Origin of the sequence: Acinetobacter sp. XH1741 (genome assembly GCF_041021895.1) — a bacterium.
Lineage (GTDB): Bacteria > Pseudomonadota > Gammaproteobacteria > Pseudomonadales > Moraxellaceae > Acinetobacter.
Genome location: NZ_CP157428.1, coordinates 1,512,608 through 1,525,523, shown reverse-complemented (window position 1 = coordinate 1,525,523; position 12,916 = coordinate 1,512,608). Strand labels below are relative to the sequence as shown.

General features: G+C 38.8%; 15 protein-coding genes. 3 read left to right on the top strand and 12 right to left on the bottom strand.

The genetic code is table 11. The features are described 5' to 3' along the window. Positions 1 to 3: 3 nt before the first annotated feature. The 5 genes from ABLB96_RS07380 to ABLB96_RS07360 are packed head-to-tail and all read right to left on the bottom strand — an operon-like array spanning position 4 to position 3,418. Positions 4 to 933: a VOC family protein gene (locus ABLB96_RS07380; protein WP_348896072.1), complete on the bottom strand. Its 930-nt coding sequence runs from the start codon at positions 931 to 933 to the stop codon at positions 4 to 6. A gap of 11 nt (positions 934 to 944) precedes the next feature. Next, positions 945 to 1,709, bottom strand: coding sequence for an SDR family oxidoreductase (locus tag ABLB96_RS07375; RefSeq protein WP_348896073.1), 765 nt, complete (start codon positions 1,707 to 1,709; stop codon positions 945 to 947). Beyond that, positions 1,702 to 2,769 (bottom strand): aromatic ring-hydroxylating dioxygenase subunit alpha, encoded by a 1,068-nt coding sequence (locus tag ABLB96_RS07370; RefSeq protein WP_348896074.1) that lies wholly within the window; start codon positions 2,767 to 2,769, stop codon positions 1,702 to 1,704. The genes ABLB96_RS07375 and ABLB96_RS07370 overlap by 8 nt, the downstream gene beginning before the upstream one ends. Positions 2,770 to 2,785: 16 nt before the next feature. Next, positions 2,786 to 3,085: a recombinase-like helix-turn-helix domain-containing protein gene (locus ABLB96_RS07365; protein ID WP_005070730.1), complete on the bottom strand. Its 300-nt coding sequence runs from the start codon at positions 3,083 to 3,085 to the stop codon at positions 2,786 to 2,788. A 27-nt stretch (positions 3,086 to 3,112) separates the two neighbouring features. Next, the gene (locus tag ABLB96_RS07360; protein WP_002117586.1) at positions 3,113 to 3,418 is read right to left on the bottom strand and encodes a non-heme iron oxygenase ferredoxin subunit; all 306 of its coding nucleotides are present in this window, start codon (positions 3,416 to 3,418) and stop codon (positions 3,113 to 3,115) included. A gap of 273 nt (positions 3,419 to 3,691) precedes the next feature. Here ABLB96_RS07360 and ABLB96_RS07355 point away from each other — a divergent pair, with 273 nt between their 5' ends. Then, positions 3,692 to 4,504, top strand: coding sequence for an IclR family transcriptional regulator (locus ABLB96_RS07355; RefSeq protein WP_348896075.1), 813 nt, complete (start codon positions 3,692 to 3,694; stop codon positions 4,502 to 4,504). Between the two features lie 46 nt (positions 4,505 to 4,550). Here the strand turns inward: ABLB96_RS07355 and ABLB96_RS07350 are convergent, their stop codons facing one another. The 4 genes from ABLB96_RS07350 to pnuC are packed head-to-tail and all read right to left on the bottom strand — an operon-like array spanning position 4,551 to position 6,598. Then, entirely contained in the window at positions 4,551 to 4,850 is a 300-nt protein-coding gene (locus ABLB96_RS07350; RefSeq protein ID WP_348896076.1) for a hypothetical protein, read from the bottom strand. 22 nt (positions 4,851 to 4,872) lie between these two features. Continuing rightward, a complete protein-coding gene (locus ABLB96_RS07345) occupies positions 4,873 to 5,340 on the bottom strand; it encodes a hypothetical protein (RefSeq protein ID WP_348896077.1) in 468 nt (155 codons plus the stop codon). 21 nt (positions 5,341 to 5,361) lie between these two features. Further along, positions 5,362 to 5,961 carry a hypothetical protein gene (locus ABLB96_RS07340; protein ID WP_348896078.1) on the bottom strand — a complete coding sequence of 200 codons (600 nt, stop codon included), beginning with the start codon at positions 5,959 to 5,961 and terminating at the stop codon, positions 5,362 to 5,364. 46 nt (positions 5,962 to 6,007) lie between these two features. Then, entirely contained in the window at positions 6,008 to 6,598 is a 591-nt protein-coding gene (gene pnuC, locus ABLB96_RS07335) for a nicotinamide riboside transporter PnuC (protein WP_348896079.1), read from the bottom strand. 407 nt (positions 6,599 to 7,005) lie between these two features. On the opposite strand from pnuC, the gene ABLB96_RS07330 reads away from it, so the two are divergent. Together ABLB96_RS07330 and ABLB96_RS07325 are read left to right on the top strand one after the other, a co-directional pair. Then, positions 7,006 to 7,950 carry a DMT family transporter gene (locus ABLB96_RS07330; RefSeq protein ID WP_348896080.1) on the top strand — a complete coding sequence of 315 codons (945 nt, stop codon included), beginning with the start codon at positions 7,006 to 7,008 and terminating at the stop codon, positions 7,948 to 7,950. Positions 7,951 to 8,111: 161 nt separating this feature from the next. Beyond that, a complete protein-coding gene (locus ABLB96_RS07325) occupies positions 8,112 to 8,900 on the top strand; it encodes a crotonase/enoyl-CoA hydratase family protein (protein WP_348896081.1) in 789 nt (262 codons plus the stop codon). Positions 8,901 to 8,984: 84 nt separating this feature from the next. Here ABLB96_RS07325 and pgaD read toward each other — a convergent pair whose 3' ends face one another. From pgaD to pgaB, 3 genes are all read right to left on the bottom strand, one after another. Beyond that, positions 8,985 to 9,404: a poly-beta-1,6-N-acetyl-D-glucosamine biosynthesis protein PgaD gene (gene pgaD / locus ABLB96_RS07320; protein WP_348896082.1), complete on the bottom strand. Its 420-nt coding sequence runs from the start codon at positions 9,402 to 9,404 to the stop codon at positions 8,985 to 8,987. 86 nt (positions 9,405 to 9,490) lie between these two features. Then, positions 9,491 to 10,747: a poly-beta-1,6-N-acetyl-D-glucosamine synthase gene (gene pgaC / locus ABLB96_RS07315; protein ID WP_348896083.1), complete on the bottom strand. Its 1,257-nt coding sequence runs from the start codon at positions 10,745 to 10,747 to the stop codon at positions 9,491 to 9,493. A 13-nt stretch (positions 10,748 to 10,760) separates the two neighbouring features. Further along, on the bottom strand, positions 10,761 to 12,755 hold the full coding sequence (gene pgaB / locus ABLB96_RS07310; RefSeq protein WP_348896084.1) for a poly-beta-1,6-N-acetyl-D-glucosamine N-deacetylase PgaB: 1,995 nt from the start codon (positions 12,753 to 12,755) through the stop codon (positions 10,761 to 10,763). Positions 12,756 to 12,916 lie beyond the last annotated feature (161 nt).

Here is a 12,916-nt window from a genome sequence, read left to right as displayed (position 1 = left end):
CTGTTAAACAGGCTTCACCTGACGGCGGGTTGTATCATCAAGACCACCTTCAATCGCCCACTCGGTGAAAAGCTCTAAGCGATGCTCTTCTACACGTGGCTGCCACTCTTCGGTCAAATAATCATCGTTGGTGTAATATTCAAATGCACCACCTAATGGTGAGTTGACGTACCAGAAATAAGCAGAAGAAATTGGATGACGTCCCGGCCCAATAAAGGTCGACCATTCCGAACGATTCATATTTAAACCGCCCCCAATCACCTCATGAATATCACGTACTACAAACGCAACGTGATTTAAGCCAGCAGGTTTATTTGGAACACTGAGTAAGAATAAATCATGGTGATAACCTTCACCGCGACAACGTAAGAATGCACCACGATTTTTATAGGCATCAGATAAATGAAAGCCTACTTTTTCAATATAGAACTTTTCAGTTGTTACCAAATCTGGTGTAAAGAACACCACGTGTCCAATCGCAACAGGTTGACCTTTTTCATAGACAGGACTTGCTGCATTGACACGTTGAATGTTGCCGTATTGGTTAATGCCTTCCGTTTTAAGTTCTGGCACGTCTTTTACAAAACTTTTTTCAAAACGAATGGTCATGCCATTTGGGTCAAGACACTGAACTGTATGTTCAGAACGTTTAAAACCTTCTACATCAGCCAAACGAGCTGCCAAATCTTCAAGGTCTTGAGCATGATCAACGCCCCAAGTGACTTCACGTAAAGTTGAACCTTGTTCAATGGCAGCAGGCAAACGATCATCATCACAATTAAATAGATAAATCTTGCTGCCGTTTTGAGTTTGGTATAAATCTGCACCTTCAATATCCGAAGCACTTTGACTTAAACCAAAATCTGCTAAAAACTTGTTTGAAGCGGCTCTATCTTCAACTCCAAACTTTAAAATCTCGATCCCTGTAATCATTTGACTACTCCTTAGTTAAAGACAAAACCGCCATTGACCGGAATATTTTGACCTGTCACAAAAGAGGACAAATCCGACAGTAGATACAATGCTGTTCCATTTAAATCTTGTGGAAGTTGCTGACGTTGAATCGCTCTTCCGTTGACATATAAATCGTGACGTTCCTGAGGCACATACTCGGTTGCTTCAACTAGAGTCAGCCCCGGTGACAAGGTGTTGACGCAAATATTGGACTGTCCCAACTCTCTTGCCATTGAACGTGTCATGGCAACAATTGCCCCTTTACTTGCCACATAAGCCATCAGGTTTGGTGCACCCCAAAGTGCTGTATCGGAAGCAACATTAATAATTTTGCCAGCAGCCGAATGCTTTAAATGTGGAACGCAGGCCTTACTGATCAGCCATGTGCCTTTTACATTAATATTCATGACCCGATCCCAAAGTTCAGGATCGTAATCAATCATATTTTTTCCACCGACATTGGTTGCCAGCGCTGCACAGTTCACAAGGCCATCTAGTCCTTGTAAAACGTCCACGCTTTTTGCAACCGCACTTTCAATAGAGTCTGCATTGGCAAGGTCAACAGTGACAGCATGAACGTTTAGCCCTTGCTTCTGTAAAGCTTGCGCTTCTTGTTGCACCAAGTCAGATAAAATATCTGCCATCACAACTTCAGCACCTGCTTCGGCAATGGCTTGAGCGAAATCTCGGCCTAAACCACGTGCAGCACCCGTCACTAAAACTTTTTTGCCTTGCAACAACGCTACATTAGCCATGAGCTTCTTCCTGCATCTCGATACGGTTTGATGCATTGAGCGCAGCAATTTTCTTTAATTGCTTTTCAGCTTCTTTTTTCATTAAACGGCGTAAACGTGCAAGACCAACATCGTGTTGATAGAGGAACTCTTTTTCACGGGCATTTGGCGCAAGGTTTTCTAAAATAATGCGGTCTTGTTCCAATACATCCCAGTGCAACTGTTCTAAATGATTGCGATATAAGAAGCGCCATACATTACGTTGCCACCCACTTACCTTACGGCAGCGCCAGAAAAATACGCGAGTATTGTTGGCATCAATTGGGGTTGCATAACCCACAATCCAGAATTCGCCGCCTGGGCCAAATTGTTTACGATATGGAATTGAAAGACGTAACCAGCTTGCACCAGTTGAACCATATTCGACCCAGTCAAAGTTCACCCCTGTTTGACCTTCTTTTTCAAAAACAAAGCCGTTATCGGTTGTACGGTGCTTCATCTCTGCGGTACGCTCACCATCTGCCATAGAGTGTGATGTCGCGTGTAAATAGGTCCCGTGCATTGGATCCATTACATTATCAATCGCGTATTGATGGTTTACTTTCCAGTCTGCTTGGCAAAGGAATGCACTCCATTCTTCACTTTCGAGTTGCTCTGGGAACTCAAGCGGTTTTGGCTGTTCATTTGCATCAATACCGAACCAGATAAAGATTGCGCCATGTTGCTCAATCACTGGATAGTTCTTTAAACATTTGGTTCCAGTCATTGGACATTCATGAACGGCTGGCACATCAGCAACGACACCATCAGCACGAACTTCAACACCGTGATACCAACAAGCTACTCGGTCACCCAAGTTCCAACCAAGGGAAAGACGAGCACCGCGGTGCGGACAGCGGTCTTCAAGCGCATGAACCTGACCTTCGGCATCACGCCAAACCACAATGTTTTCACCTAAACGGGTAATTCCGACGGGATTGGCAGCGACTTCCCAACTTGCTAAAACCGGATGCCATTGATCACGTAAACCAAGTTCTAAATATTCTTCAGCACTTTGTGAAGCTGATACGATTGCGTTCATTTTATTCTTCCCTGAATCAATAACCTAAACGTTGCATTTCTTCTGTAAAGCTTGCAGAAGTCCATTCATCACCAGATTCACAACGGAAACCTTGCTGATTAAGTGCAGAAACAACGTCATCTAACTCTGTTGCGCCCGCAGAAAATGCCTGAATCAAGTTCTTTACAAAATCTTGTTCGTAGAGGGTTGGTTCTTTATATCGAGTTTGCCAAACCAACAATTCAGATTGACCAGGAATTTGAATATTGTTGATACCTGCTTCAGTTGCTGGCGTTGCATGAATCCAGCTTGCCAACTTTTCATTAAATGTCTTCATTGTTCTGCTTCCTTGTACATGAGAGGACTAGAGTTGAATTTGAATATCCTGTCCTTCAACACGAACTGGGTAAGTACATAGGTTTCTACACCCGGGTCCACTTTTTAGCTCACCTGTCTGAATGTCAAAAATTGCTTCGTGCAATGGACATTCAACAGTCTGATCTTCGATAAATCCTTCGGTTAATAAGGCATACGCATGAGGGCAAACATTTTCGATAGCAAAGTAATTTTCATCGACGAAAAATACGCCTATTTTTTTCCCTTCAATTTCGATGGCTTTCGGCTCATCTTCGCTAACGTCACCTTGCTGACAAACTGAGATCCAACTCATATCTTGCGTCCTCGTTTTGTTTTATATACAAAACTTAATTTCATTTTCAAAACACAAGCAAAGAATAATACTCTTGGTTAATTTTTGTCAAAGTAAAAATAATTATATAAATCATATTATTAATAAATTATAAATAATTTGTTACGTTTCAGAATGGAAACATTGTTTTAAATATAAAAATTATTTTATGTTATCTTTATAATTACAATAGTTCTAAAATAAAGCATAATGCCCCAATTCGAACCCTGTTTTATTTATAGGAAAACAACACGAATGAGCCTAGAGATTGAAGAAGATTCGCAAGAATCAGAAACAACAAAAAATGATGATCGGTATTTAGTACCAGGGCTTGTACGTGGTTTAGCCATCTTGCAAGCGTTTAATCAACAAGCACAAGAAATGACGATTACCGAAATTGCCGAAATTTTGGAAGTGAACCGTTCTAGTGCATTTCGTCTGATCTATACACTCGAAGCTTGCGGTTACTTAAGAAAAGCTTCTCAAAAAACCTATGCACTTGATTCAAAAGTCATGGAACTTGGTTTTAATAGTTTATCTAAACTTTCATTACTGGATTTATCAACGCCATTAATGAAAGAACTACGTGACCAAACCAAACTTGCAGTACACCTAACGGTTTTAGAAGGGACTCACATTGTTTTTGTAAATAACGTTCAATCTATGGGAACCTTTACCAGCAATATTAGTTTAGGTACTCGCTGGCCTGCTCATGCCACGGTCATTGGACAAATGTTATTGTCAGATTTGCCAGAGGCAGAAGTACGACAACGCTATCGTAATTTCAATGAATGGGACAGTTACTCAGAACTTACTCCAACCAGTTTGAAAGCACTCTTACAAAAATTGAGTTATGTAAAAACTCAAAAGTCGATGGTGAGCTGGGGTCATTACAATCATGATATGGCTGCTTGTGCTGCTCCTATTTTCAAACAATCGAATGGAAAAATGGTGGCAGTCCTTTCGGTGAGTTGTCCAATTACGACTTACGATGAAGAGACCTTTAAAGAAGACATCGCGAGCCTAGTAATTACAACCGCAGATAAAATTTCAAAATTTATCTATTAAAAAAAAGCGACATTAAGTCGCTTTTTTTGTGCTGCTATTTCATCAATTAAAAATTACTTTTAAACATTTCCCCATTTATGTCCTGAAAACTCAGTGTCGAATGATTTTCTTTAATATCAAACTTTAAATACTGCTGTTTAAACTGTATTACGGCATAAAACTCTTCAGCACCATCATCTAAACCTGTCGCAGAGATTTGAGTACCTTGTGGAAATTCTTTAAGCCACACAGCACTATAAAAATCTGACACCGAATTAAAATCTATATATTTTGCCGATTCAGCCATAATTTTTTGGGCCACCGCATCAAACTGTTGCTGTTTATATAGGATTAAATTCAGGATCATGGCTATTCTTAACGTTTAATCATTAGCAGTCATCAATAGAGTGCGTATAGTAGTGCAATTTTCCATTACGGAAATGAAAGTGTAAGCCATCATTACTACCTTCCCAAGGTTGTAAAGAATAAACATGTTTTTTAGTCATATAGATCTGTTCACCAAAAAATTTTTTGAACTCATTCTCGGTAGTTAAATGATTAAATAATCGGGAACCATACTTTAGACCGTTCTGCTGACTTACATATACTGTATCTAATGAGCCTGTAGCGAGTACCACTCCATCGTCATATACCCATTGATCCGGAAAATAACCACCATTGCATTCATCAGCCTCACCTTTAATAACTTGCTTTGGCTTTTTCAGGTTATTTAAGGGAATATTAAAACTGTTTAATACTTTACCGTGCCATAAAGGTTTAATATTTACTTGTGCATAAGAGGTCGTTGCTACTAAAAAACCAATACAAAATAAAAATATATGAGTTAAATTTTTCATAAAAATCCAGAAATTAAAGATTTAAAAGTTTTGTGTCTTAGTCTTATTAATAATCAAACCTTTTTGTTTATCTTTCATAATGACTAAAGGATATCCAACTTTTTTGGTTTTGGTATTATTCAAATATTTTTTCTTCTGTAAATAAATCTGGTTGTCTTTAATAACACTATCTATAGAGACTTCATCATCCGTATAATAACTAATATCTTGTGTATAAATATTTGACCAATTCGCTATCCAAAAAATAATGAAATTTCCGCCACGTTCTTGATAGTTGTCTATTGCAAAGGTTTCAGAATCAATTTTATGTATGTTCTGACCCGCTATTGAGGATATATCTCGAGTTTGCGATTTAAAATAATAGGTTTTGTTTTTATCTAAATTGATAGCAAACACATTATATCCTAGCGCATCAGCTATATCGGGCTTAAAGCAAGAATAACTTTGTATTTTTACCTGAGAGGCTTGTATAACTAATTTATTATTTTCAGCTGGTTCATCTTTCTGACATGAATCAGGTAATTTACTGAGCTGGTTTAAAGGAAGAGCGTTAACCTGAGCATTTGCATAACCAGAATAAAGAAATAAACAAAGTAAAAGTTTTTTTAAAGTATGAGTCATCAAATAATTTCCAAACAGGATTATTGTCTTAATATTTTCTCATACATTAAATGGTTTTTTTCAGATCTATATGATCAACCTGCTTTCTTTTCACTTTTTCCCATTGATACCAACCATAAGCTGCCATTAATACAAAAGCGGCATATAAGGCTGAAGTTAAAAATAGATCTTTATAAATAAACATACCCACATAAATAATGTCGACAAAAACCCAAAGTATCCATGTGGCAATGTGCTTTCGACTGGTCCAGTAAGTTGCAAGCAAACTAAATGCTGCAAGTTGCGAGTCGAGCATAGGCACCGCTGCATCGGTAAAGTTTTTAAGTATCAAACCAAAAAGTAAACCGCCTACTGCAGCAATGATCATTTGAAAAATTGCAACTTTAGGTGCTATCGGTTCTATACGAATATCATGGTCTTGCTGCTTGCCTTTGAACCAGTAATAAAAACCGTAAAAATTTACTGCCATAAAGAACAATTGCAAAATCGTTTCGCCATAAAGTTTAAATTCGTAAAACAAATAGGCATATAAAACAAAAGCAAAGAAATTAAACAGCCAACACCACATGTTTCGAATAACAGTTAACCCGACTCCGATTAAGCTAATCAAGACTGCAAAAATTTCTAAAGGTGACATAAGAATAGCTTCTTACTGAGTTCAATTTGACGAGGTATTATGAGAAAAATATGTCACTAAGCAAACAACTAATTTAAGGTATTCAAAAAAAACTATGTCTCACGCTTGAATCTAATTTGTACTTTTCTATTTATATGTTATAAAAATATTATCTATATTTTTAATATATTTAGCATGTTTTTATCTAAAGCCCATTATTGTCTAGCGCGTCAATTCTACGCCTCAGAGATCAAGTTCTGTGTGGTCAATTGGCGACGTCCTTATTTTGGACAATTTGGCGCTTTGAATCAAAAAATCAAGAAGTTAATGACTTAATATACTCTCTGATTTTTCTTAAGAAGCCGCCATAAAACGCGGCTTTTTTTTATATCTCTTCATTATACAAACATCACCTTATGGAGCTTTATATGAAGCCTTTATTTGAGCAACAGAGTACGTCCAGCCCACAGATTCAGCCGGCTGTAGCATTATCTGCATCTTCAACTCGACTCGCTACAGCCGGCCAATTTATTGCTGTCATTATTATTTGGTCGCTTACCCCTCTTGCAGCCGTCTGGACAGTACAAGAATTTCATTGGGCATGGGGACTATTTATTCGTTTTAGTTTAGCAATTCCTATTGCCTTACTATGTCTAAAATTTTTCCGTTTAAAACTGATCTTTAGTCAAAAAGCTGTTTTAAGCTACTGTGCTGGAGCCATTGGTTTATTTGGTTCTATGGCTTTTTGCTATATGGGTGCAGATAAAGTTCCCTCGGCGATTATTTCAATTATTTACGGCACCTCTCCCTTAGTATCTGGGCTCATTAGCTCTTTTGTTTTAGGGCGCGAGCGTTTTTCGTCATGGCAATGGCTTGGTCTGGGTATTGCTCTTGTCGGGATGAGTTTTACATTGGGGCTATCTTCATCAGGTCTTCAACTCAACCACATCGGTATTATGCTAGAACTGATCGCCATGCTGTTTTATGTATTGTCGACTTTTGCCGTAAAATCTGTCGGAGCGCATATTCACCCGATTATACAAATGACAGGCTCTAGCCTTGTCTCATGGGTAGGTTATGTATGCTTGTTGCCGTTCTTCTGGTCACATCTTCCAACTGAATTTCCAAGTCTAAAAATTTCACTAGCGGTCTTCTATAGTGCTGTATTTTCTTCCGTACTTGCCATGATTTTTTATTATCAACTCATTAAAGTACTACAGCCAACAACGGTACTACTGATTACAATTATCACCCCTGTTTTAGCTACCTTTTGGGGAACATGGTTTAACCATGAACAACTTAGCTCACACCTTATTTTAGGTTTAAGCATGCTGTGTTTAGGTCTATTGATGTATTCACGGCGCTCTATATAAGCTTATACAACCTGACATAACAATGATGTTAGGTTGTACTTTTAACTCATATTTACAGCATCCTTTTTATTTTTACTGACCAAGTCATCAACAAATTATATTTGATCGTTTTTAAATGATTGTTTAAAAGATAAGTAAAGACAAATAAAGAGCGTGAGAATATGTCAAATCAAGAAGGAAAAGTCAGCCGTGAAACTCGCGGTCACATCTTTTTAATTGGCCTAGATCGGGCAGCAAAGCGCAATGCCTTTGATAGCCATCTTATTAAAGATTTATCACTTGCACTCACCGAATATGAAAATAACGATGACCTGCGCTGTGCGATTATTTTCGCACACGGCGATCATTTTACAGCAGGATTAGATTTAGTTGAGCTACAACCTAAGCTTGCTACAGGTGTTTTTGATTTTAGTGATGATGAAATTAACCCTTGGGGTACTGTTGGCCGAAAACTGAGTAAACCATTAATTGTAGCCGTACAGGGTTATTGCTATACAGCTGGCATAGAACTATTTCTTAATGCAGATATTACTGTTGCAAGTGAAAATACTCAATTTGCTCAAATGGAAGTCCAACGTGGCATCTTACCTTTTGGCGGAGCAACTGCACGGTTCACTCAAGCTGCGGGCTGGGCCAAGGCCATGCGCTATTTGCTTACAGGGGACTCTTTTGATGCAAAAGCAGCTTTTGATATGAACCTGATTACAGAAATATGCCCAGAAGGGACGGAGCTTAACCGTGCAATAGAACTTGCTGAACATATTACCGAAGCGGCACCACTTGCTGTAAAAGCCACCCTTGCCTCTGCACGTGAAGCCATGAATGAAGGCTACGAAGCTGCTTTTAATCAATTACAAAATCATCTACAGCCTTTACTCACAACAGAAGATGTTCAAGAAGGTATTTTTGCCATGCTACAAAAGCGTCCACCTCATTTTAAAGGCAAATAAAACCTACTCAGGCGTATTATTCCATAAGAATAAATGTGAAAAAAGAAAGCCCACATGATGTGGGCTTTCTTGAATTAATTTGGCTTATTCAACTCTAATGATTTTACCTAATTCATCGTGGTGAACTATCGTAATTTTTTGGCTACGTCCCTGCTCAATTTCTTGCTCAGGTAAATCAAAGTAGCGCGCATAATCATCTGTCTGTTTCATGTCAAGTTCATCACCACCCACACGGCGTTCAGGCAAAATATGACTCCATAACAACAAACCAATTGCACAAGCAACCAGTGCTGTAAAGCCATGCTCAATTCCCACACCAAAGGCACTAAATAAACGGTGTGCCAAATGAGTTTTTTGCAGTTCCGCCAATAGCCAGATAAATACAAACGGACGCCACAACAACAACCAACCGCCCCACATCATGGCTGTGCTTGTTGTAGAAACATAGCGCTTGTGCCACGGTAATTGACGACGTAAATCAATAATCAACGAATTTGTCTTCATTTCTCTTTTACCTAACGAAGTGCTGTGGTTTTCCCCAGACATCAATACAGCACGATCTTTAAAATCTCATGACTCTTGCATTTCATCTAACGAATGCCCCGATCCGGGCTTACCCAACGTGCTCGTTTCTCATCTCCACGTCGTAAGACTTTTGGAAATGCCACAATGGTTGCCGAAATGGTGATTAGCCAAAAGACCAATGGATACCAGATCATCCAGAAATAGTTTTTTCCTAGATGCGGTTCATAACGACTATCCATCCATTTGCTTAAAGCAAACTGAATTAGACAGGTTGCCCCCAATAAAATACCGCTACCATACGGTAAAAATGGGGAACTCACAACGGCTAATGCCGGCACCGGTAAAATAAAATGTGCCAACCACAACAAAGCCATTGCCAGCATTAAATATGACCATACTAACGTTAAGCAAAGCTCAAACATGAGAGGCCATAAAAAATTCAATTTCGGTTTGGTGAACACATCAATATTTTTAATTAATACCTGTGCCCCACCCATTGCCCAACGTAAACGCTGTTTCCACAATCCGTTTAATGTTTCAGGCATTAAAATCCAGACCAAAGCATTCGGTTCAAAACGAATGTCCCAGCCCGCACGCTGCAATTTCCAAGTAATGTCGATGTCTTCGGTCAACATATTTGGAGACCAATAATCAACTTGGTGAACTGCGCTCTTACGAAAAGCTGTAATTACACCAGATACAGTAAACAAACGACCAAATGTACGCTGCGCACGTTTAATCATTCCTACAATCGAAGAAAACTCACCAACTTGAATACGTCCTAACAAAGTTGAACGTGTACGAATACGTGGGTTTCCAGTCACAGCTGCAACTGTTGGATTCTGAATAAAATGACGAATCATCCATTTTGCTGCATGAGGGTCAAGTAAAGCATCGCCATCAATACCAATTAAAAATTCGGCATCAGTCATCAGGCTACCAGCCTGTAGACCCATCGCTTTCCCTTGGTTTTGCGCAAGATGAACAACACGTAATTTTTCGTATTGTTCAGCTAAACGATCCAGCACTTCACCCGTATTATCCGAACTACCATCATTAATCGCAATGACTTCAAAATTAGGATAATCCAGTTTTAAAGCATGGCTAATCGTTTCCTCAGCATTATCACCTTCGTTAAAGCAAGGAACGAGTACAGCAACTTTTGGATAACTTTCTAATGGAGCCGGTTGATCATAAGGCGGAGCCTTACGTTCCTTCCAATAGAATATGACCGCACCTATCATCCATAGATATGACATAAACAATGGATAATAAAAAACGAATTTTAAAGCTTGCGACCATATTGCAGCAAAGATTGTCATGTTTCAGCCTCGTCTATGGCACAAGACGAGATGACTTTTCTGCAAATGCTTTATGCATCACGTTAACGTCTGGATGATCTTTAATTGGGTCATCAGGATAGTATGCAATATGCATTGCACCTTGCTGGTAGAGAGAATGAATTGTTGCAGCCATTTCAGTTGAAGGTACCTTTTCGTTGTTACGCCAGTTTGTCGCTTGTAGCTCAAAAACAGTTTTCTTAATGCCATTTGGATATTTTTTAACGCGGTCAATCATATCTTTATAAAATTGATCTGCGTTATCTACTTTCTCCATATAAGGCATCGCCATAATGGCAGTAAAATCATAACGGTTTAACGACTCTTCAAGTGATTGAGAGTACCAATTTTCCGCATATGGTTTTAAAGCCACTTGTGCATATAAATTACGTGCTGTTAACAGGAACGGTTCATATTGACGTACCTCATCAACAAGCTGCATTGCAAAATCATCTAAATATCTGGTTTTGTATGCAGTCCACTTTTGCAAATCTGCGTCATTTCCACGAATTTTTGCCAAGTCTGTTGGTAAGCCTTGTTGTGCATAGGCTTTTAAAGCATCAGGGCTTGCATCTTCATAGTCAGATAGAGTCACGTCATCATGGAATAAAATTCCGTTGAATGACGCTGACTTCGCTAAATCTTCATATATTTCACGGATGGTTTGACGTGCTTCAGGTGAAAAAGGACTCAAGCGAATGTATCCCATATTGAGATGTCCACTCGTTTTATCCTGTTGAGTCACAACCAAATCTTTAGATACAGGATCAGTTTTTGGTAGTTCCCATGCCAATAATGGCATCCACGCATAAATACGACTTACAGGGGTACGCGTTTGAATTTGCCATGCAACACGGTTGAATAAATCAGCACGCATAGGCATATGTCGATTTGGGAAGTATACCATATCGGCAGAACCATTAGCATCTGCATCTGCGAAAGCTTGCAAATAAACTGTATTTACACCCATCGCATTAATTCGGTCGAGTAAATTACCTAAATTACGCTCTTGTTGCTGCGGATCTGGATCATAAATATAGTCGAGATCAACATGCATGATTTTTTGTGGACGATTATTATCCGTTAAGTTTAATTCACGGTTCTTAATCTCTTGAGCCAAATCATTGGTACTCATGCCACCCTCTACCAAAATACGACTCATATTTTGTAGAGATTGTTTTGCATGATCTGCCCCATCATCAAGCGTAATGGTAATTGGCATGCCAAGCTTTTTAGCAATCTGAATCGTTTGCATATTATAGCGACCATATGGCCACACCATAATACGTGGCGAACGTATACCATGTTGCTTGAGTAACTGATTATTCTTTTTCAGGTCATTATAAATACGAGCTTGGTATTCTTTGTCGTTTTCATACGTTTTGGTTTTTACATCATAAAAACGAGTGGTTGCCGCTGGCTCAGAGTTGCCTTGCGGGTTACCTGTAATACCACGATGTAAATGATAGCTATGGCTTGCAATTTCAACAAAACCGCTGTCTTGCATTTCTTTAAGTTCAGGCCAGCTTAAGATTTTATCACGTGGAATTTCTTCACCAGAAAAATCGACTTTCTGATTTTCTTTTGGTTCTAACCAAGAACCAACAACTGCAAGTACCACCGGAATTTTTTTAGCCTTAATAACTGGATAAGCATTTTGATAGAAAGTCTGATAACCATCATCTACAGTTAATAAAACTGGCTTACTCGGTAGTGAAACCTTCCCCTGATGAGCACGAATCAATTGGTCTACCGTAATAAAATGGAAGCCATTTTTTTGCAGCCAATCAATATGCTCACTAAATTGTTTCGTGGTTACTGCATATTGAGGAATTAAGGCATTCTTAGTATCGGTAATTTCATGATAACCAATAACAGTAAGTTCTGAAGCATCTATTTTAGGAGGCTTAGCTAATGCAATACCTGACAAGCCTGCTAAAGCTAAGCCAAGCGTTAGATTCAACAAAGGAGATGCAAAACGGGTAATCATGAAATAGCGTCTCAATAGCAATATAGATTATTTATGTGAAATTTAAACCTAAGGACCAAAACTTATACTCGTTTAGCTCTTAGGTTCAGACTGTCCCAAAAGAACAGTTTTTCAGTTCACCTTTATAATCAAATAAACTGAAAATAATCTTAAATATTCAC

Bases quoted from the DNA above. Each gene is read 5' to 3' on its own strand.
- ABLB96_RS07345 (WP_348896077.1), bottom strand. From the start codon at position 5,340: ATGAAAAATTTAACTCATATATTTTTATTTTGTATTGGTTTTTTAGTA.
- pnuC (WP_348896079.1), bottom strand. From the start codon at position 6,598: ATGTCACCTTTAGAAATTTTTGCAGTCTTGATTAGCTTAATCGGAGTC.
- ABLB96_RS07360 (WP_002117586.1), bottom strand. From the start codon at position 3,418: ATGAGTTGGATCTCAGTTTGTCAGCAAGGTGACGTTAGCGAAGATGAG.
- ABLB96_RS07365 (WP_005070730.1), bottom strand. From the start codon at position 3,085: ATGAAGACATTTAATGAAAAGTTGGCAAGCTGGATTCATGCAACGCCA.
- ABLB96_RS07355 (WP_348896075.1), top strand. From the start codon at position 3,692: ATGAGCCTAGAGATTGAAGAAGATTCGCAAGAATCAGAAACAACAAAA.
- pgaC (WP_348896083.1), bottom strand. From the start codon at position 10,747: ATGACAATCTTTGCTGCAATATGGTCGCAAGCTTTAAAATTCGTTTTT.
- pgaD (WP_348896082.1), bottom strand. From the start codon at position 9,404: ATGAAGACAAATTCGTTGATTATTGATTTACGTCGTCAATTACCGTGG.
- ABLB96_RS07370 (WP_348896074.1), bottom strand. From the start codon at position 2,769: ATGAACGCAATCGTATCAGCTTCACAAAGTGCTGAAGAATATTTAGAA.
- ABLB96_RS07340 (WP_348896078.1), bottom strand. From the start codon at position 5,961: ATGACTCATACTTTAAAAAAACTTTTACTTTGTTTATTTCTTTATTCT.
- ABLB96_RS07375 (WP_348896073.1), bottom strand. From the start codon at position 1,709: ATGGCTAATGTAGCGTTGTTGCAAGGCAAAAAAGTTTTAGTGACGGGT.
- ABLB96_RS07330 (WP_348896080.1), top strand. From the start codon at position 7,006: ATGAAGCCTTTATTTGAGCAACAGAGTACGTCCAGCCCACAGATTCAG.
- ABLB96_RS07325 (WP_348896081.1), top strand. From the start codon at position 8,112: ATGTCAAATCAAGAAGGAAAAGTCAGCCGTGAAACTCGCGGTCACATC.
- pgaB (WP_348896084.1), bottom strand. From the start codon at position 12,755: ATGATTACCCGTTTTGCATCTCCTTTGTTGAATCTAACGCTTGGCTTA.
- ABLB96_RS07350 (WP_348896076.1), bottom strand. From the start codon at position 4,850: ATGATCCTGAATTTAATCCTATATAAACAGCAACAGTTTGATGCGGTG.
- ABLB96_RS07380 (WP_348896072.1), bottom strand. From the start codon at position 933: ATGATTACAGGGATCGAGATTTTAAAGTTTGGAGTTGAAGATAGAGCC.